Genomic DNA, 17,004 nt, shown 5'->3' on the forward strand with positions numbered 1-17,004 from the left:
CGCACCTCGGCTTACTGCAGTTACAACGCTTTGAATCAGGTGCCGCTTTGCAGCAGCATGTTACGTACGTGGCCGATTGCCTTGGTCGGGTTCAGACCCTTCGGGCAAACGTTGACGCAGTTCATGATCCCGCGGCAGCGGAAGACGCTGAACGGGTCATCCAGGGACGCCAGGCGCTCCTGGGTCTTGGTGTCACGGCTGTCAGCCAGGAAGCGATAGGCCTGCAGCAAGGCAGCGGGGCCCAGGAACTTGTCCGGGTTCCACCAGAAGGACGGGCAGGAAGTCGAGCAGCAAGCGCACAGGATGCACTCGTACAGCCCGTCCAGCTTGTCGCGATCTTCCGGCGACTGCAGACGCTCGATGGCCGGGGCCGGCGTGTCGTTCTGCAGGAACGGTTTCACCTTCTCGTACTGCTTGTAGAAGATGCTCATATCGACGACCAGGTCACGAATGACCGGAAGGCCAGGCAACGGGCGCAGAACCAGCTTGTTACCCTTGACCACGCCGGACAGCGGCGTGATGCAGGCCAGGCCGTTCTTGCCGTTCATGTTCATACCATCGGAACCGCAAACGCCTTCACGGCAGGAGCGACGGTACGAGAAGCCCTCGTCCTTCTCCTTGATCAGCGCCAGCACGTCCAGCACCATCAGGTCCTTACCGCCGGTATCGACGTCGAACGACTCCATCTTGGGTGCCGAGTCGGTATCCGGGTTGTAGCGATAAACTTCGACTTTCAACATAGCAGTCACCCTCAATAAGTCCGGACTTTTGGTTCGAAGGCTGGAACAGTCTTCGGCGCAAAGTTGACGCCACGCTTGGCCACGCGCTTCTCACCCGGGTAGTACAGGGTGTGGCACAGCCAGTTTTCGTCGTCACGGTCTTCGAAGTCTTCACGGGCGTGAGCGCCGCGGGACTCTTTACGGGCTTCGGCCGCGATGGCGGTAGCTTCGGCGACTTCCAGCAGGTTCTGCAGCTCCAGCGCTTCGATACGCGCGGTGTTGAAGGCCTGGGACTTGTCGTTGATCTTGACGTTGGCGATACGCTCACGCAGGCCGGCCAGCTGCTCGATACCCTTGAGCATGTATTCACCGGTACGGAACACACCGAAGTAGTTCTGCATGCAGCTCTGCAGCTCGCGCTTGAGGCTGGCAACGTCTTCGCCAGTGGAGCGCTCGTTGAGCTTGTTCAGGCGGTTCAGCGCAACATCGATGTCGGTGTCGCTGGCGTCGAGGTGCTCGATGCCGTCGCTCAGCGCCTTCTCCAGGTGCAGGCCGGCAGCACGGCCGAACACCACCAGGTCGAGCAGCGAGTTGCCGCCCAGGCGGTTGGCACCGTGGACCGATACGCACGCCACTTCACCTACGGCGAACAGGCCAGGAATGATGTGATCCTTGCCTTCTTCGTCCATGGTGATGGCCTGGCCATGAATGTTGGTGGCAACGCCACCCATCATGTAATGGCAGGTTGGAACGACCGGCACCGGCGCGACGACAGGGTCGACGTGGGCGAAGGTCTTGGACAGTTCGCAGATACCTGGCAGGCGGCTGTGCAGCACTTCCTCGCCCAGGTGATCCAGCTTCAGCAGAACGTGGTCCTTGTTCGGGCCCACGCCGTTGCCGGCGATGATCTCTTTGACCATGGAACGAGCCACCACGTCGCGGCCGGCCAGGTCTTTCGCGTTCGGCGCGTAACGCTCCATGAAGCGCTCGCCGTGGGCGTTGATCAGGTAGCCACCCTCACCGCGGCAACCCTCGGTGACCAGTACACCGGCGCCGGCGATGCCGGTCGGGTGGAACTGCCACATCTCGATGTCCTGCACCGGCACACCGGCACGCAGGGCCATGCCGATACCGTCACCGGTATTGATCAGGGCGTTGGTGGTGGAGGCGTAGATACGGCCCGCACCGCCAGTGGCCAGAACGGTGGCCTTGGACTTGATGTACATGGTTTCGCCGGTTTCGATGCAGATCGCGATCACACCGACGAAGGCGCCTTCCTGGTTTTTCACCAGATCAACGGCGTAGTACTCGTTGAGGAAGGTGGTACCGGCTTTCAGGTTGCCCTGGTACAGGGTGTGCAGCAGCGCGTGACCGGTACGGTCGGAGGCTGCGCAAGTACGAGCAGCCTGGCCGCCCTTGCCGAAGTCCTTGGACTGGCCACCGAACGGACGCTGGTAGATACGGCCGGTTTCGGTACGCGAGAACGGCAGGCCCATGTGGTCCAGCTCGAAGACCGCAGCCGGGCCTTCCTGACACATGTATTCGATAGCGTCCTGGTCACCGATGTAGTCGGAACCCTTGACGGTATCGTACATGTGCCAGCGCCAATCGTCGTTCGGGTCGGCCGAAGCGATGGCGCAGGTGATGCCGCCCTGGGCGGATACAGTGTGCGAACGGGTCGGGAAGACCTTGGTGACCACGGCAGTCTTGTGACCGCCCTGGGCCAGCTGCAGCGCTGCGCGCATGCCGGCGCCGCCGCCACCGATGATGATGGCGTCGAAGGAAATGGTTGGAATGCTAGCCATGGATCAGATACCCCAGAGAATCTGCACACCCCAGACGAAGTAAGCGAACATCGCAACGCCGCATACCGCCTGGAACAGGAAACGAATCGCAGTTGCCGACTTGCCGAACGACATTGGCGTCAGGTAGTCGGTTGCAATGGTCCACATGCCGACCCAGGCGTGAGCGCCCAGGGCAACGAGGGCCAGCAGACTGAAGATCCGCATCGCGTTGTTGGAGAACAGACCATGCCACTGGGTGTAGTCGATGCCTGGGTGGGCGACCACGTAGCCGATCAGGAAGAGAAAGTAAGCCGCGAGAACGACCGCCGAGACGCGCTGCGCCATCCAGTCATAGAGGCCCGAACGCGACAGGTTCGTGACATTGGTTACCATACCCAAACTCCCACCAGAACGATCAGCACCACGGAGATGACGATCACGATTTTCGAGCCCAGCTTGCCGCCTTCCAGCGTCTCACCGATGCCCATGTCCATGATCAGGTGACGCACACCTGCCACGAGGTGATAAAGCAGGGCGGATAGCAGGCCCCAGGTCACGAATTTGGCCAGCGGGCTGGTCAGACACGCCTTCACCTCACCGAAGCCTTCCTCGGAACCCAGCGATTTGCCCAGTGCATAAAGCATGATGGCAAGGCCGAGGAACAGGATGACGCCGGAGATACGGTGCAGAATGGACGTGTACGCTGTGACGGGGAGCTTGATGGTCCTTAGGTCTAGGTTTACAGGTCGTTGGCTTTTCACGGCTTTTTTTCACACTGAAGAGCCCCTAGCGAATCAGGGCAAAGTTGTTGGTAAGTGTACTGGTCAGGTACCCACCACCCAGGGAACGGCGACCCCCAGCAGTTCGGGCTTGCAAGCCCCTGGCGGTCGGGTGCCGAGTATAGACAGTTAGGCTGCTTATGACAACGTGACGGGGTAGCCCAAATAGCGCATTGCCTTTAGCGAGCAAAAGGCGTAAATGGGCGAGAATTTCGCGAAAAATCAGGCCCCAGAGCGGGTTTCAACCAGCCTTTAGGCAAATTGACATTCGAATTTACTTCTCTATAGTGGTGCGGGCCCTGCGTGGGGGGTCTGTCTGATGATTTCAAGCATTAATAGGAGGCCACATGGCTGACAAAAAAGCGCAGTTGGTCATCGAGGGCGCTGCCCCCGTCGAGCTGCCCATTTTAACCGGCACCGTTGGTCCTGATGTAATCGACGTCCGCGGGTTGGGGGCCACTGGTCACTTCACCTTCGACCCTGGTTTCATGGCGACCGCTTCGTGCGAGTCGAAGATCACCTATATCGACGGCGACAAGGGCGTGCTGCTGCACCGCGGCTACCCCATCGAACAGCTCGCCGAGCAATCGGACTACCTGGAAACCTGCTACCTGCTGCTCAACGGCGAACTGCCCAATGCCGAGCAGAAGGCCCAGTTCGTCAGCACCGTCAAGAACCACACCATGGTTCATGAGCAGCTGAAGTCCTTCTTCAACGGTTTCCGCCGCGACGCCCACCCGATGGCCGTGATGTGCGGCGTGGTCGGCGCCCTGTCGGCGTTCTACCACGACTCCCTGGACATCAATAACCCGCAACACCGCGAAATTTCCGCGGTGCGCCTGGTCGCCAAGATGCCGACCCTGGCCGCGATGGTTTACAAGTACTCCATGGGCCAGCCGATGATGTACCCGCGCAACGACCTGTCGTACGCGGAAAACTTCCTGCACATGATGTTCAACACCCCGTGCGAGATCAAACCGATCAGCCCGGTGCTGGCCAAGGCCATGGACAAGATCTTCATCCTCCATGCCGATCACGAGCAGAACGCCTCCACCTCCACCGTCCGCCTGGCTGGCTCTTCGGGTGCCAACCCGTTCGCCTGTATCGCCGCCGGTATCGCCGCACTGTGGGGCCCTGCCCACGGCGGTGCGAACGAAGCCGTGCTGACCATGCTCGATGAAATTGGCGATGTCTCGAACATCGACAAGTACATCGCCAAGGCCAAGGACAAGAACGACCCGTTCAAGCTGATGGGCTTCGGTCACCGCGTTTACAAGAACCGCGACCCGCGCGCCACCGTGATGAAGAAAACCTGCGACGAAGTCCTGGGCGAACTCGGCATCAAGAACGACCCGCAGCTGGAATTGGCGATGCGCCTGGAAGAGATCGCCCTGACCGATCCGTACTTCATCGAGCGCTCGCTGTACCCGAACGTGGACTTCTACTCGGGCATCATCCTGAAGGCGATCGGCATTCCAACCAGCATGTTCACCGTGATCTTCGCCCTGGCACGTACCGTGGGCTGGATCTCGCACTGGAAAGAAATGCTCTCCAGCCCGTACAAGATTGGCCGCCCGCGCCAGCTGTACACCGGCGAGCAGCAGCGTGACATCGTTGAGCTGAAAGACCGCAAGTAAGCCAAGGTTTTGGGGCCGCCTTGCGGCCCATCGCCGGCAAGCCGGCTCCCACAGGGATTGCGCCAGCTTTTAAAAGTTGGGCAAGACAGTTGTTCCCGCAGGGGGCATTTGGCTGTACCTGTGGGAGCCGGCTTGCCGGCGATGGGCTGCGTAGCAGCCCCAAACACTACCTGATTGCCATTAGCCCTCGGGCAGCCTTTTCATTACGCCCCTCCTGCACCGGCCTTAATTCTTCTCAGCCCGCTCGCGCAAGCTTTTCAGGGTATTGAACGGCGCATCCACCACGAACTTGTTGGCCACCATGGCCGGCACACTGCCACCCGGCTCGGTGTGCACCTGATAGGTCACTTCTGTACTGCCGCCCTTGGGCACCAATTTCCAGAAGCCTTCGACTTTCGCCACCCTTACGAAGCCCTTCTCTTCAGGGATATAAGACGGCTCACCTTTGAGGTTACGCGTCAGGCTGCCATCCGCGCCTTTGACGGTAGTGACCAGCAATACCGAATCACGCGGCGTTACCGGCCACGGCGTATTGAACTGGGTGTAGGTCCAGCTCTGATCACCTTCGTGCTTGAGCAACTTCTGCGACTTGCACTCGTGAATCCACGCACAAGCCCCGGCCACATCCTCCTGCAGCGCCTCGACCTTGGCCAGCGGCGCCTTGATCACGGTGACACCGCGATAGGCCTTGTACTTGGAGCCCGGCACTTCGCTGAGGGACACCTTGATGCCCTCCTCATCCTTGGCCACCTGCCAGTTTTCCGCCCAGGCGGCAGGCGCCAGCAGGACACCCATGCCACACAGCAGTGCAATACGCTTGAACGATCTCATCATCTTTATCCTTGTTGTCGAAGATCCAGCTTTGTCACGCCGCCGTCATCCGCTCCCACCAACCGAGAATCCTGATTGCCTCGTCGCGATCATTGCCGCACACCTCGATATCCGCCTTGAACCCACCACACACCGCCGGCCGCTCGGGCATGCCGAACAGGTCGCAAAGGTTGTCGACGGTCAGGTGCAGGCAGCGCACGCCAGCCGGCTTGCCATCTGGCATGCGTGGCATGGCTGAAGTGATGGACGGGGCGATGCAGCAGGCACCGCAACCCTCACGGCATTTCATACAATCAGGACTCCCTGGAACAAAACGGGACGAACGTCCCCGGATACTAACCGCTCAAACATACGTTTGAAATTGCTGGCCCGATGAAATCTGCAGTGACCCAGCAGTCAGTTGCGCCCGACTACTGACGGAACTCGAAGTCGATGGCTGCCCCTTCCACATCACGACGACTGTCGTTGCGCATCTGCAATTGCATTTCGTTGCTGATCAACCGCCCATTGAGCTGAAACGGGCTATCGTCGCTGTGAGGCTTTTCGGTGAACATGGCCGGCAGCAAAGGTTTGCGCCGGGTAGCAGAGCTGCCGACATCAGGCTCGAGCTCGTTGACCATGTCTGCCGGCAAGCTGAGGTCGAGCTTTGCCTTGGGCACCGGTTTGGCCACAGCTTTGCTCACTGGCTTGCGCGGTACCTTGCGCTTGGCTTTGGGCTTGGGCTTGGCAGGCTGCTTGGCCGATGCCTTTTCAGCCGCCGCGCCCTGATGCGCCGATGCGGCAGGCTGCGCCGCCTGGGCAAGGCCACAAGGCGCCGAGAGCGGCGCGAGGCAAAAAATCAGGGCAACGCTACGCAACAGTTTCATGGACATCGGCTGGCAGGCTGGAAATGTGCGTATGCTCTCTGTTCCGACCGCACCTGGCAAGCGTTACACAAGCGCAGTTACAGACTCCCTGCACAATTGCTGGGCGAGCATACCCAGTGTCATCACCGCCCGTTCGGCTTCTTTGTTCCACGGAATGCCACAGTTGAGCCGGATGCAGTGGTTGAACTGCTCGGTATTACTGAAGATAAGCCCGGGGGCGATACTGATCCCCTGCTCCAGCGCACGCACATGCAGCTCTTGAGTATTGACCCGTCCCGGCAGGCTGACCCACAGAATGAAGCCCCCCGTGGGCCGGGTCATCTGCGTACCCTCAGGGAAGTGCTGCTGCACCGCCAACTGGTAGGCACTGAGGTTCTTGCGGTACTCCTGACGGATATAGCGCAGGTGGCGATCATAGCCGCCGTTCTCCAGGTAAGCCGCCACCCCCATCTGCGTGACACTGCACGCCGAGTGAGTGGTGAAGGTCTGCAGCCGCTGGATTTCCTCCTGGTATCGCCCCGCCACCATCCAGCCGACGCGCACGCCGGGTGACAAGGTCTTGGAAAAGCTCGAGCAGTAGATCACACGATCCAGCCGGTCGAATGCCTTGAGCGCTTTGGTCTTGCCCTGCTCGAACATCAACTCACCATAGATGTCGTCCTCGACGATCTGGATGTCGAAGTCCGAAGCCAGGCGCAACAACTGCTTCTGCCGCTCTTCGGGAATCGTGCCGCCGAGCGGGTTGCTCAGGCGCGTGGTCAGCACCAGCGCTTTGATCGACCATTGATTGGCCGCCAGTTGCAGCGCCTCCAGACTGATCCCGGTGGACGGGTCGCTGGGGATCTCGATCACCTTCAGCCCGAGCAAATCAGCCAGCTGCAGCAGGCCGTAATAGGTGGGCGACTCGGCAGCGATCAGGTCCCCCGGGCGGGTCAGCACGCGCAACGACATCTGAAGGGCATCGACACAGCCATGGGTGACGATCACCTCACTGGGATCGACCAGCACACCCGCATCACGCATGCGGATCGCAATCTGCCGACGCAACGGCTCGAAGCCTGGGCTGAACATGTAGCTGAAAGCTCGCGGGCTGTGAAAGCGCGTGACCTTGGCGATCTGCTGATGCAAGGCGCGCACCGGCAGGTAGTCGACATGGGGAACGGCGGCACCGAACGCGAACACGCCATCACGACGGGCCTCAGTCAAAACCTGCTGGATGATGCTCGCGCGGGTGACCAGGCCGGGGCGCTCGACCCTGGCAATGTCAGGCGTCTGCGCAGTCAACGCCGGGGTCTGGTGCACGTAGTAGCCCGACTGCGGCCGAGCGCGGATCAGCCCTTGGTCTTCGAGATTGGCATAGGCCTGCAGCACCGTGGCATGGCTGACGTTGAGCTGGGCGCTCATCTTGCGCACGGACGGCACGCGCTCGCCTGGCTGGTAGACACCACGACGGATGTCATCGGCCAGTTGCTGGGCGATACGCTGATACAGCAGCAGGTTGGTCATGGCGATATCTCGACGCGCGGACGGGCTCATTGTTCTTGTACGACTCACTTACGGTAGAGGATACCGTAACAGTTGCAAAGTGTACTGGGACAGATTGCACAATAGTCGACATTACAGTGGCGTGGCCGCTATCGAAAGGGTTAGCCAGCGCGCCTCTTCGCCAGCCACGAAGAGGCGCCAGCGGTCAGCGTGCCGGGGCCAGCCTTCCTTTGTCATCGGAGAAGACGATTTCCACCCGGCGGTTCTGCGCCCTGCCCCGCTCCGAGGCATTGGCCTCGATCGGGTACTGGTCGCCATACCCTTCAACCTGCAGACGCTTTTCGTCGACACCCAGGTCGACCAGCATGTCGGCCACGGCCTGCGCCCGGTCGCGCGACAGCTTGAGGTTATCTTCCGGCGCGCCGGTGTTGTCGGCGTAGCCCTCGATCCGCACTACCCGGCGCGGGTTGAGCTGAAGGAACTGGACCAATTTGAGCACCGTGCGGCTGGCCGAATTCTTGAGGTCCGCACGACCGGTATCGAACAGGACATCGCCGAGCGTCATCACCAGCCCGCGATCGGCCTGCTGCGAGGCCAGCGCGGCGATCTGCGCTTCGACCCATTCACCCTGCTGCTGTACGCTGGCCAGCTTGGCCTCGCGCAAGGCCAGCTGCAGGCGCTGGCGCTCAAGGTCGAGCTTGGCCAAACGCTCCTGGTTCAGCGCCAACTTCGCGTGCTCACCGGCGATTTCGCTGTAACGCTGGCTCAGATACGCGTAATGGCGCACGTCGCTGCCGGTGCCTATGTAGCTGGACAGGCGCTCGGCGCGGGCCAGCGATTCACCGGCCCGGATCACATCACGTGGTGCGCTGCGCAGTACCGCGGAATCATCCTTGACCTTCTGAAAGGCCACGGAGGCATCGTCCAGCGCCGCGGCACTGCGCTGACTGGCGCACCCCTGCAGGCCGCCAGCCAGTGCCAGCAATGCCAGCGCCGCCATCGGTTTGAAGCACTTCATGGCTGCATCTCCAGTTGCTTGCGCAAGCGCTTGACCCGCGACTGCAATACGTCGAGCTGCTCCTCACTCTTCTGGTTGAGTACCCGCGCCTCGGCCAGACGGGCATCGAGCTCGGCCTGCTCGGCACGCATACGGGCGTCGCGGTAGTCTTCGGTCAGCATGTCGCTCTTGGCGCGGGCGAGCTTGTCTTCGGCAAGCTTCAACTCCTCGACCTGGTCGGTGGCGCCGACCGCCCTGGCCTGTTCCAGCGCCTGCTCGGAAATACGCATCTGTTCATTGGGCGCCGGGTCGTTGGCGCAGCCGGCCAGGCCGAGCATGGCCACGGCAAGGATCAGTGATTGGGTTCTCACGCACTCTTCCTACTGTTTGGGGGCGTCCGCCTGCACATCCATCTGCGCTTTCCAGCGCTCGACATTGCGTTGCAGCACGGCTTCAGACGCACCGGAGATCGGCAATTCTGTCAGCTTTTTTGCCAGTTGCCCACGCAACCAGGTGTCATTGCATGCCGAGTTGTGCGACACAGCCAAGAACAGCCCGGGCCGGTCGACCGGCAGGCCGCGGGCGATCAGGTCATTGCTCATGCCCAGGCTTTGGGTCATGGCCATGCCCGAGTAGCGCCCAGCCAGTACGTAATCCACCTGGCCCAGCACCAGCTTCTGGAAGGCCTGGGTCAGGTTCTGCGCCGGCACCAGGTTCAACTGCGCCTTGGCGAAGGCGCTGAAAGCCGGGGTCAGGCGGGCACGCTCCGACAGGCTACCCTGGTACCTGGCCAGATCCGCCGGGCCGTTGAATTCCACTTCAGCATCATGGCGCGTCCAGACCAGGTATTCATTGAGCTGCAAGGGCGGGTGGATGTAGTCCAGGGCGGTCAGCTGCTCCACCTGCAGGGGGGTGTCGAGCAACACATCCATGCGCCCGCTGCGCACCTCTTCCAGCGCCTGGTCGCGCCTGCCGGCATTGAGGACTTCCACTTTCAACCCCAACTCCCTGGCCACCTGGCGCAACAGATCGACGTTGGCGCCGATCAGGTGTTTCGGGTCCTTCGGGTCTTGCCAGGAGTAAGGGGGCGCATCCGGGCTGCCGGTCGCCACCAGCCGCTCACACTTGCCAGCCGCCATCGCCAGCGGTGAAAGCATCGCCATCGTGCACACCAGCACCTTGCCTGCTTCACGCAACGCCATCCTTCACTCCTTGCCCGCATAAAAAAACCCGGCCCTCGTGAAAGGGCCGGGCTTCTTTATAAGTGAAGCAGGCGGATCAGACCAGCTTTTCCAGCTCCGGAACCGCTTCGAACAGGTCAGCGACCAGGCCGTAGTCGGCCACCTGGAAGATCGGCGCCTCTTCGTCCTTGTTGATCGCAACGATCACTTTGGAGTCCTTCATGCCGGCCAGGTGCTGGATCGCGCCGGAAATACCGACGGCGATGTACAGCTGCGGTGCAACGATCTTGCCGGTCTGACCGACCTGCATGTCGTTGGGCACGAAGCCTGCGTCGACCGCAGCGCGCGAGGCACCCACGGCAGCGCCAAGCTTGTCGGCCAGGCTGTACAGGTGCTTGAAGTTGTCACCGTTGCCCATGCCACGGCCGCCGGAAACGACGATCTTGGCAGCGGTCAGCTCTGGGCGGTCGGACTTGGCCAGCTCTTCGCCGACAAAGGCGGAAATACCCGCATCGTGCGCAGCGCCTACAGCTTCAACAGTTGCAGAGCCACCTTCGGCGGCCACAGCGTCGAAGCCGGTGGTACGCACGGTGATCACTTTCACAGCAGCGCTCGATTGCACAGTGGCAATGGCGTTACCGGCATAGATCGGGCGCTTGAAGGTGTCGGCCGATTCAACCGAAATGATCTCGGAGATCTGGTCGACGTCCAGCAGCGCGGCAACGCGCGGCAGGATGTTCTTACCGTTGGTGGTGGCCGGGGCCAGCACGTGGCTGTAGCCGTTGGCCCCGCCTTGTTCAACAAGAGCAACGATCAGCGGCGCGACGTTTTCTGGCAAGACGTGGGCATAGGCTGCGTTGTCGGCAACCAGCACCTTGCCAACACCAGCGATCTTGGCAGCGGATTCAGCGATACCACCGACGTTCTGGCCGGCGACCAGCACGTGCACATCACCACCGATCTTGGCGGCTGCGGCGACAGTGTTCAGGGTGGACGGGGCTACGGCACCGTTCTCGTATTCAGCGACAACCAGGATAGTCATTTAGATTACCTTCGCTTCGTTCTTCAGCTTCTCGACCAGTTCGGCCACCGACTTGACCTTGATACCCGCGCTGCGGGCAGCAGGCGCTTCGACTTTCAGGGTCTTGTTGGTGGAGGCGAGCGATACGCCCAGCGCGTCTGGAGTCAGGGTCTCCAGTGGCTTCTTCTTGGCCTTCATGATGTTCGGCAGCGACGCGTAGCGCGGCTCGTTCAGGCGCAGGTCGGTGGTGACGATCGCTGGCAGGTTCAGCGCTACGGTCTGCAGGCCGCCATCGATTTCACGGGTGACGTTCAGCTTGTCGCCAGCCACTTCAACCTTGGAGGCGAAGGTACCTTGGGCGTAGCCGGTCAGCGCGGCCAGCATCTGGCCGGTCTGGTTGTTGTCACTGTCGATGGCCTGCTTGCCGAGGATCACCAACTGCGGCTGCTCTTTGTCGACAACGGCTTTGAGCGCCTTGGCCACGGCCAGGGAATTCAGTTCGTCGGCAGCTTCGACCAGGATGGCACGATCGGCGCCCAGGGCCAGGGCAGTACGCAACTGCTCCTGAGCGGTGGTCGGGCCGACGGAGACGACGACGATCTCGCTTGCCGCGCCCTTCTCTTTCAGGCGCACAGCTTCTTCCACGGCGATTTCGCAGAAGGGGTTCATGGACATCTTGACGTTTGCAAGGTCGACGCCGGAGTTGTCCGCTTTGACGCGAACCTTGACGTTGTAGTCGACCACTCGTTTGACAGCTACAAGAACCTTCATGGATTCCTCGTTACTCTCCGGTGAATAGATAGTCGCCTGGGGCTAAGCCCGGCGATGCGCGTGGGTACAAGGGCACCTCTGAAAACGATACGCGCGGTGCAATCTTCACGGTGACCAATCAGTCCAGTTGAGACTCTTGCGGCAAATACCCGCGGGTCATTTCCTGTGGTGGCGTGTAAACTCCACTACAAACCGTGTTTTGGCCCGAAAGCCTTACCCCACACCTGGTTTTTAGAGGTGTACCTGCGCCCGGCGTTAAGCCTACGGCGAACGTAAAACCGCTCGTATCTTGACCGCAACACCCAATCCGGTCAATACGGCAAATCGGTCACCCTCCAGCCGCGCTCCTTTGATTTTACTGGCCTGCGGCAAATTCAAACAAACGTTTGTATTGGACCCGCCAAGTGGTGTAGATATAATGCGCGGCCAAGACAAAACGGTGTAGTTCATCCTCTGTGACGCTACAGCTCCGCTCCCGTGAAGCGCGGCGCGCATGATCACCCCACACCCATAAGACAAAGCAACAGCACCAGCCTTGATGAGTAGGAGAGAACCAGTGGAACGCGAATACATGGAATTCGACGTGGTCATCGTCGGCGCTGGCCCGGCGGGCCTGTCAGCCGCCTGCCGCCTGAAGCAGAAGGCCGCCGAAGCCGGTAGCGAGATCAGCGTCTGCGTGGTCGAGAAAGGCTCCGAAGTCGGCGCCCACATCCTCTCTGGCGCGGTGTTCGAACCCCGCGCCCTGAACGAACTGTTCCCCGACTGGAAGGACCTCGGCGCACCGCTGAACACCGAAGTGAAGCGTGACGACATCTATGTGCTCAAGGATGCCGGCAACTCGACCAAGGTCCCTGACCTGTTCGTGCCCAAGACCATGCACAACCAGGGCAACTACATCATCTCGCTGGGCAACCTGTGCCGCTGGCTGGCCCAGCAGGCCGAAAACCTGGGCGTGGAGATCTACCCCGGCTTCGCCGCCCAGGAAGCGCTGTTCGATGAAAACGGCGTGGTCCGCGGCATCGTCACCGGCGACCTCGGTGTCGACCGTGAGGGCAATCCGAAGGACGGCCTGTACACCCCAGGCATGGAACTGCGTGCCAAGTACACCTTGTTCGCCGAAGGTTGCCGTGGCCATATCGGCAAGCAGCTGATCAAGCGTTTCAACCTCGACAGCGAGGCCGACGTTCAGCACTACGGCATCGGCCTGAAGGAAATCTGGGAAATCGACCCGGCCAAGCACGAACAAGGCCTGGTGGTACATACCGCCGGCTGGCCGCTCGACGTGATGAGCGCTGAAAACACCGGCGGCTCGTTCCTCTATCACCTGGAAAACAACCAGGTGGTGGTCGGCCTGATCGTCGACCTGTCCTACAGCAACGCTTACCTGTCGCCTTTCGACGAATTCCAGCGCCTCAAGCACCACCCGGTGATGAAGCAGTACCTCGAAGGCGGCAAGCGCATCAGCTACGGCGCCCGTGCCATCTGCAAGGGCGGCCTGAACTCGCTGCCGAAGATGGTGTTCAACGGCGGCGCGCTGATCGGTTGCGACCTGGGCACCCTGAACTTCGCCAAGATCAAGGGCAGCCACACCGCCATGAAATCCGGCATGCTCGCCGCCGAGGCAGTGGCTGACGCACTGGCTGCTGGCCGCGAGGGCGGCGACCTGCTCGACGGCTACGTCAGCGCGTTCAAGGCCAGTTGGCTGTACGAAGAACTGTTCGCCAGCCGCAACTTCGGCCCTGCCCTGCACAAGTTCGGCCCGCTGCTCGGTGGTGCGTTCAACTATGTCGACCAGAACTGGTTCGGTGGCAAGCTGCCATTCACCCTGCATGACACCAAGCCGGACTACGCCTGCCTCAAGCTTGCGGCCGATTCGAAAAAGATCGACTACCCCAAACCCGACGGCAAGCTCAGCTTCGACAAGCTCAGCTCGGTATTCCTCTCCAGCACCAACCACGAGGAGGAGCAACCCTGCCACCTGAAGCTGACCGACCCGAGCATTCCGATCGCCAGCAACCTGCCGCTGTACGACGAACCCGCTCAGCGTTACTGCCCGGCAGGCGTGTACGAAGTGGTCAGCCAGGAAGACGGCAGCAAGCGCTTCCAGATCAACGCGCAGAACTGCGTGCACTGCAAGACCTGCGACATCAAGGACCCGGCCCAGAACATCACCTGGGTTACCCCTGAAGGCGCCGGTGGGCCGAACTACCCGAACATGTAAGCCCGCCCTTGCAGCAAGCAAAAGCCCCCTGGCCTCACGGCCCGGGGGCTTTTTCGTTCAGGCTTGCAGCGCCCATCGGGCGTTAGCCGTTCATTTGTCGACGCACATGAGCGGCATGGGCTCGGCCGCGAATGCCAAAGGTTCCCGGCGGCCAAAGTAGAGGGCCGTGAGCAGCCCCACCGCGCCCATGAGCAGGCAAAAGCCAACGCACACCCACGGGCTCCACGGCATCAACGCGATCAACGCCAACGGCGTGGTACTGGCCCACAAGGCGTAGGCCACATTGTAGGTGAAGGAAATACCCGACACCCGGATCTGCGCCGGGAACAGCCCGACCATTACCGACGGCACCACCCCCACCACACCACAGCACAGCCCGGCCAACGCGTACGCCAGCCACGTCATGCCCCACTGCCCCACCAGGCTCGCATACAAGGCAGCGATACCCAGCGGCAGCAGCGCGCTGTAGATCATCAGCGCCCGCCAGGCGCCCAGGCGATCGACCAGCAGCCCGGCAAGCACACAACCGATATTGAGAAAGACGATGCCTACGCTGCTCAGGGCGAACGTGTGCGCGGCGGTCATGCCGAAGCGCTGCTGCATGACCGTCGGCGTGATCACCACTAGCACCACCACCGCCGAGGTCAGCACGCAGGTCAGCAGCGCAGCCGGGATCAACGCCCCACGATGCTCGCCCAGCACCCGTCGCAGCGGGAACTTCACCGGCTGCTCCTTGCGCTCGCGCAAGGCCAGAAACACCGGCGTTTCACTCAGCCAACGGCGCAACCATACGCCGATCACCCCAAATACCCCGCCGAGCAGGAACGGGTAACGCCAGGCGTAATCGAGAATTTCCTCGGCGGTAAACACCTGAGCCAACAGTGTCGCGGTCAGTGCCCCCAGCAAATAGCCAAAGGTCAACCCGGCCTGCAGGAAGCCCAGGGCGTAACCCCGCCGCCCTTGCGGTGCGTGTTCGGCAACGAATGTCCAGGCACTGGGCACCTCGCCACCGACCGCAGCCCCCTGCAGTATGCGCAGCGCCAGCAAGACCAGCGGCGCCGCGTAACCGATCTCGGCATAGGTCGGCATCACCCCGATCAGCAGGCACGGCAGCGCCATCATCAGAATGCTCAGGCTGAATACCCGTTTGCGGCCCAGGTGATCGGCGAAGTGCGCCATGACGATGCCGCCCAGCGGCCGCGCCAGGTAGCCGGTGACGAAAATCCCGAAGCTTTGCAGCAGGCGCAACCACTCAGGCATTTCAGGCGGGAAGAACAGCTGGCTGAGGGTCAGGGCGAAGAACACGAAGATGATGAAATCATAGATTTCCAGCGCGCCGCCCAGGGCCGCCAGGCCCAGGGTCCGGTGGTCGCCGCGGCTGAACCGGGGCGGGCGAGCGGTATCGATGGCAGTCATGGCACAGGTCCGCAGATCGGCAAAGGGCAAGAGGATAACAAATACCCGCTGCCTTGCCCTGCCCGCTGCAGCTATCGGCTGAAGACCGTGTGGGCGAAGTTCCTGCGCGGGTAGGCCGGCGGCCCACTGCTGGAAAGGCCGGACGGCAAGGCCAGCTTGCCGATCACCACCGGCGCATCGATCAGCGCCATGAAGGACTCAAGGGCCTCGTTGTCCGGCACCTGCGGCAGGCTCACACTCACCGCCTGGCGCTCGCTCGGCGGCACACTGGGGACCTTCAGGTGCCGCGAGTGGTACAGCAAGGCATGCTGAATCTGCGTGCTCACCCGGCAGAAGCGCGCCAGGTCGACGCCCGCATGGCTGGCCAGCTCGAAATTGCCCAGCAGCAGGTTGAACGGCTCCAGCGCGCACTGTACCAGGCGCTGCAGTTCGTCGAAGGAGCCCACCGGGGCAATCCGGTAATAGCCCAGTCCATTGAGCAGCCTTTCCAGCTGCAGGCGCTGGGACGGGTGCTCGTCGGCGATCAGGATGCGCAGGGTCTTGTTGGTCATTGTCGGACCTGGGCAGTCAGGTGAATAGGGACACGCTCCCTGACCAAACAGCGCCAGTGACAGGCAACCACCAGGGCGGCGCCTGGCGGGGTCAATTTAGATAGTTGTCTTGAAACAGTTAGAAATCAAGTTGCCAGCACACAGAATTTTCACCGATGCACTACCTTTTTTTCAGGATTCCCACTGGCGCATGCGCACCCGGCAATGCTTCATGGCGTTGACGATGTGCTTTTCCACCAGGCTGCGCGAGATGCCCAGGTGCTCGGCGATCTGCTGATGCGACAGGCCTTCGAGCTTGCGCAACAGGAAGCTGTCACGGCAGGGCTGGCTCAATTCATCGAGTGCCTTCTGCATCAGCGCCAGGCGCTGGTCCAACTGCATGGTCTGGGTAGGCGCCGGGCTGTGCCAGCGTTCGTCCAGGTCCAGCACTTCCAGCGGTTCGGACTGGCGCAGCAGGTGGCGTCGATGACGGTCGATCACCAGGTTCAGCGCCGTGCGGTAAAGGAACGCGCGCGGGTGCTCGATCTGCTGCGTACCGGTGCGTTCGAGCACCCGCAGATAGGCATCGTGAGCCACATCTTCAGCCGCCTGGCGGCTGCCCAGGCGCGCGGAGAGGAAGCTCACCAATTCGCGATAGTAGTGTTCCACGACGGCACCTGGTGTACGTCCTGACAGGCTCGGACAGGGTCATGTGATATCAGCGTGGGATCTTACAAATTATAATGATTCTCAGCAACTGTCCTTC

18 protein-coding genes are annotated in these 17,004 nt (G+C 61.5%); 2 read left to right on the forward strand and 16 right to left on the reverse strand.

The genetic code is table 11. The features are described from left to right. Positions 1–35: 35 nt before the first annotated feature. The 4 genes from ACIPZC_RS17245 to sdhC are packed head-to-tail and all read right to left on the reverse strand — an operon-like array spanning position 36 to position 3,264. Positions 36–740 carry a succinate dehydrogenase iron-sulfur subunit gene (locus ACIPZC_RS17245; RefSeq protein ID WP_012315348.1) on the reverse strand — a complete coding sequence of 235 codons (705 nt, stop codon included), beginning with the start codon at positions 738–740 and terminating at the stop codon, positions 36–38. Between the two features lie 11 nt (positions 741–751). After that, positions 752–2,524, reverse strand: a complete 1,773-nt coding sequence (gene sdhA / locus ACIPZC_RS17250; protein WP_241807050.1) for a succinate dehydrogenase flavoprotein subunit — start codon at positions 2,522–2,524, stop codon at positions 752–754. A gap of 3 nt (positions 2,525–2,527) precedes the next feature. Further along, complete coding sequence (sdhD, locus tag ACIPZC_RS17255) at positions 2,528–2,896, reverse strand: succinate dehydrogenase, hydrophobic membrane anchor protein (protein WP_003254214.1); 369 nt, start codon at positions 2,894–2,896, stop codon at positions 2,528–2,530. Next, positions 2,890–3,264, reverse strand: a complete 375-nt coding sequence (gene sdhC / locus ACIPZC_RS17260; RefSeq protein ID WP_004376024.1) for a succinate dehydrogenase, cytochrome b556 subunit — start codon at positions 3,262–3,264, stop codon at positions 2,890–2,892. The genes sdhD and sdhC overlap by 7 nt, the downstream gene beginning before the upstream one ends. 365 nt (positions 3,265–3,629) lie before the next feature. Between sdhC and gltA the strand changes: the two genes are divergently transcribed. Continuing rightward, the gene (gene gltA / locus ACIPZC_RS17265) at positions 3,630–4,919 is read left to right on the forward strand and encodes a citrate synthase (RefSeq protein ID WP_241807051.1); all 1,290 of its coding nucleotides are present in this window, start codon (positions 3,630–3,632) and stop codon (positions 4,917–4,919) included. A 225-nt stretch (positions 4,920–5,144) separates the two neighbouring features. On the opposite strand, the gene ACIPZC_RS17270 is transcribed toward gltA, so the two are convergent. The 9 genes from ACIPZC_RS17270 to ACIPZC_RS17310 all read right to left on the reverse strand — a co-directional run bounded on the left by ACIPZC_RS17270 (position 5,145) and on the right by ACIPZC_RS17310 (position 12,071). Next, entirely contained in the window at positions 5,145–5,750 is a 606-nt protein-coding gene (locus tag ACIPZC_RS17270; protein WP_241804685.1) for an START domain-containing protein, read from the reverse strand. 34 nt (positions 5,751–5,784) lie between these two features. Continuing rightward, positions 5,785–6,039: a YkgJ family cysteine cluster protein gene (locus ACIPZC_RS17275; RefSeq protein WP_400628381.1), complete on the reverse strand. Its 255-nt coding sequence runs from the start codon at positions 6,037–6,039 to the stop codon at positions 5,785–5,787. 121 nt (positions 6,040–6,160) lie between these two features. Further along, positions 6,161–6,616 carry a hypothetical protein gene (locus ACIPZC_RS17280; RefSeq protein ID WP_400628383.1) on the reverse strand — a complete coding sequence of 152 codons (456 nt, stop codon included), beginning with the start codon at positions 6,614–6,616 and terminating at the stop codon, positions 6,161–6,163. A 63-nt stretch (positions 6,617–6,679) separates the two neighbouring features. After that, complete coding sequence (locus ACIPZC_RS17285; RefSeq protein WP_241804444.1) at positions 6,680–8,122, reverse strand: PLP-dependent aminotransferase family protein; 1,443 nt, start codon at positions 8,120–8,122, stop codon at positions 6,680–6,682. Positions 8,123–8,306: 184 nt separating this feature from the next. Then, positions 8,307–9,119 (reverse strand): OmpA family protein, encoded by an 813-nt coding sequence (locus ACIPZC_RS17290; protein ID WP_241804445.1) that lies wholly within the window; start codon positions 9,117–9,119, stop codon positions 8,307–8,309. Then, the gene (locus tag ACIPZC_RS17295; RefSeq protein ID WP_349976310.1) at positions 9,116–9,469 is read right to left on the reverse strand and encodes a DUF4398 domain-containing protein; all 354 of its coding nucleotides are present in this window, start codon (positions 9,467–9,469) and stop codon (positions 9,116–9,118) included. Before ACIPZC_RS17295 ends, ACIPZC_RS17290 begins: the two co-directional genes overlap by 4 nt. Positions 9,470–9,478: 9 nt before the next feature. Further along, entirely contained in the window at positions 9,479–10,300 is an 822-nt protein-coding gene (locus tag ACIPZC_RS17300) for a substrate-binding periplasmic protein (protein WP_400628386.1), read from the reverse strand. 76 nt (positions 10,301–10,376) lie between these two features. Continuing rightward, positions 10,377–11,321, reverse strand: coding sequence for an electron transfer flavoprotein subunit alpha/FixB family protein (locus tag ACIPZC_RS17305; RefSeq protein ID WP_267817451.1), 945 nt, complete (start codon positions 11,319–11,321; stop codon positions 10,377–10,379). Then, positions 11,322–12,071: an electron transfer flavoprotein subunit beta/FixA family protein gene (locus tag ACIPZC_RS17310; protein WP_400628388.1), complete on the reverse strand. Its 750-nt coding sequence runs from the start codon at positions 12,069–12,071 to the stop codon at positions 11,322–11,324. It lies immediately after the preceding gene. A 556-nt stretch (positions 12,072–12,627) separates the two neighbouring features. Here ACIPZC_RS17310 and ACIPZC_RS17315 point away from each other — a divergent pair. After that, positions 12,628–14,292: an electron transfer flavoprotein-ubiquinone oxidoreductase gene (locus ACIPZC_RS17315; protein WP_349976309.1), complete on the forward strand. Its 1,665-nt coding sequence runs from the start codon at positions 12,628–12,630 to the stop codon at positions 14,290–14,292. 90 nt (positions 14,293–14,382) lie between these two features. Here ACIPZC_RS17315 and ACIPZC_RS17320 read toward each other — a convergent pair whose 3' ends face one another. The 3 genes from ACIPZC_RS17320 to ACIPZC_RS17330 all read right to left on the reverse strand — a co-directional run bounded on the left by ACIPZC_RS17320 (position 14,383) and on the right by ACIPZC_RS17330 (position 16,907). Further along, positions 14,383–15,708 carry an MFS transporter gene (locus ACIPZC_RS17320; RefSeq protein WP_400628391.1) on the reverse strand — a complete coding sequence of 442 codons (1,326 nt, stop codon included), beginning with the start codon at positions 15,706–15,708 and terminating at the stop codon, positions 14,383–14,385. A gap of 71 nt (positions 15,709–15,779) precedes the next feature. Continuing rightward, positions 15,780–16,259 (reverse strand): histidine kinase, encoded by a 480-nt coding sequence (locus ACIPZC_RS17325; protein WP_241804452.1) that lies wholly within the window; start codon positions 16,257–16,259, stop codon positions 15,780–15,782. 171 nt (positions 16,260–16,430) lie between these two features. Beyond that, a complete protein-coding gene (locus ACIPZC_RS17330; protein ID WP_241804453.1) occupies positions 16,431–16,907 on the reverse strand; it encodes a sigma-70 family RNA polymerase sigma factor in 477 nt (158 codons plus the stop codon). Between the last annotated feature and the right edge of the window lie 97 nt (positions 16,908–17,004).

The sequence above is a fragment of the Pseudomonas sp. NPDC089743 genome (genome assembly GCF_044748785.1).
Taxonomy (GTDB): domain Bacteria; phylum Pseudomonadota; class Gammaproteobacteria; order Pseudomonadales; family Pseudomonadaceae; genus Aquipseudomonas; species Aquipseudomonas putida_X.

Excerpts from the sequence above, each read along its gene's own strand:
- sdhA (WP_241807050.1), bottom strand. The coding sequence starts at position 2,524 with ATGGCTAGCATTCCAACCATTTCCTTCGACGCCATCATCATCGGTGGC.
- ACIPZC_RS17285 (WP_241804444.1), bottom strand. The coding sequence starts at position 8,122 with ATGACCAACCTGCTGCTGTATCAGCGTATCGCCCAGCAACTGGCCGAT.
- ACIPZC_RS17245 (WP_012315348.1), bottom strand. The coding sequence starts at position 740 with ATGTTGAAAGTCGAAGTTTATCGCTACAACCCGGATACCGACTCGGCA.
- ACIPZC_RS17325 (WP_241804452.1), bottom strand. The coding sequence starts at position 16,259 with ATGACCAACAAGACCCTGCGCATCCTGATCGCCGACGAGCACCCGTCC.
- ACIPZC_RS17320 (WP_400628391.1), bottom strand. The coding sequence starts at position 15,708 with ATGACTGCCATCGATACCGCTCGCCCGCCCCGGTTCAGCCGCGGCGAC.
- ACIPZC_RS17280 (WP_400628383.1), bottom strand. The coding sequence starts at position 6,616 with ATGAAACTGTTGCGTAGCGTTGCCCTGATTTTTTGCCTCGCGCCGCTC.
- ACIPZC_RS17305 (WP_267817451.1), bottom strand. The coding sequence starts at position 11,321 with ATGACTATCCTGGTTGTCGCTGAATACGAGAACGGTGCCGTAGCCCCG.
- sdhD (WP_003254214.1), bottom strand. The coding sequence starts at position 2,896 with ATGGTAACCAATGTCACGAACCTGTCGCGTTCGGGCCTCTATGACTGG.
- ACIPZC_RS17270 (WP_241804685.1), bottom strand. The coding sequence starts at position 5,750 with ATGAGATCGTTCAAGCGTATTGCACTGCTGTGTGGCATGGGTGTCCTG.
- ACIPZC_RS17300 (WP_400628386.1), bottom strand. The coding sequence starts at position 10,300 with ATGGCGTTGCGTGAAGCAGGCAAGGTGCTGGTGTGCACGATGGCGATG.
- ACIPZC_RS17290 (WP_241804445.1), bottom strand. The coding sequence starts at position 9,119 with ATGAAGTGCTTCAAACCGATGGCGGCGCTGGCATTGCTGGCACTGGCT.
- ACIPZC_RS17275 (WP_400628381.1), bottom strand. The coding sequence starts at position 6,039 with ATGAAATGCCGTGAGGGTTGCGGTGCCTGCTGCATCGCCCCGTCCATC.
- ACIPZC_RS17310 (WP_400628388.1), bottom strand. The coding sequence starts at position 12,071 with ATGAAGGTTCTTGTAGCTGTCAAACGAGTGGTCGACTACAACGTCAAG.
- gltA (WP_241807051.1), top strand. The coding sequence starts at position 3,630 with ATGGCTGACAAAAAAGCGCAGTTGGTCATCGAGGGCGCTGCCCCCGTC.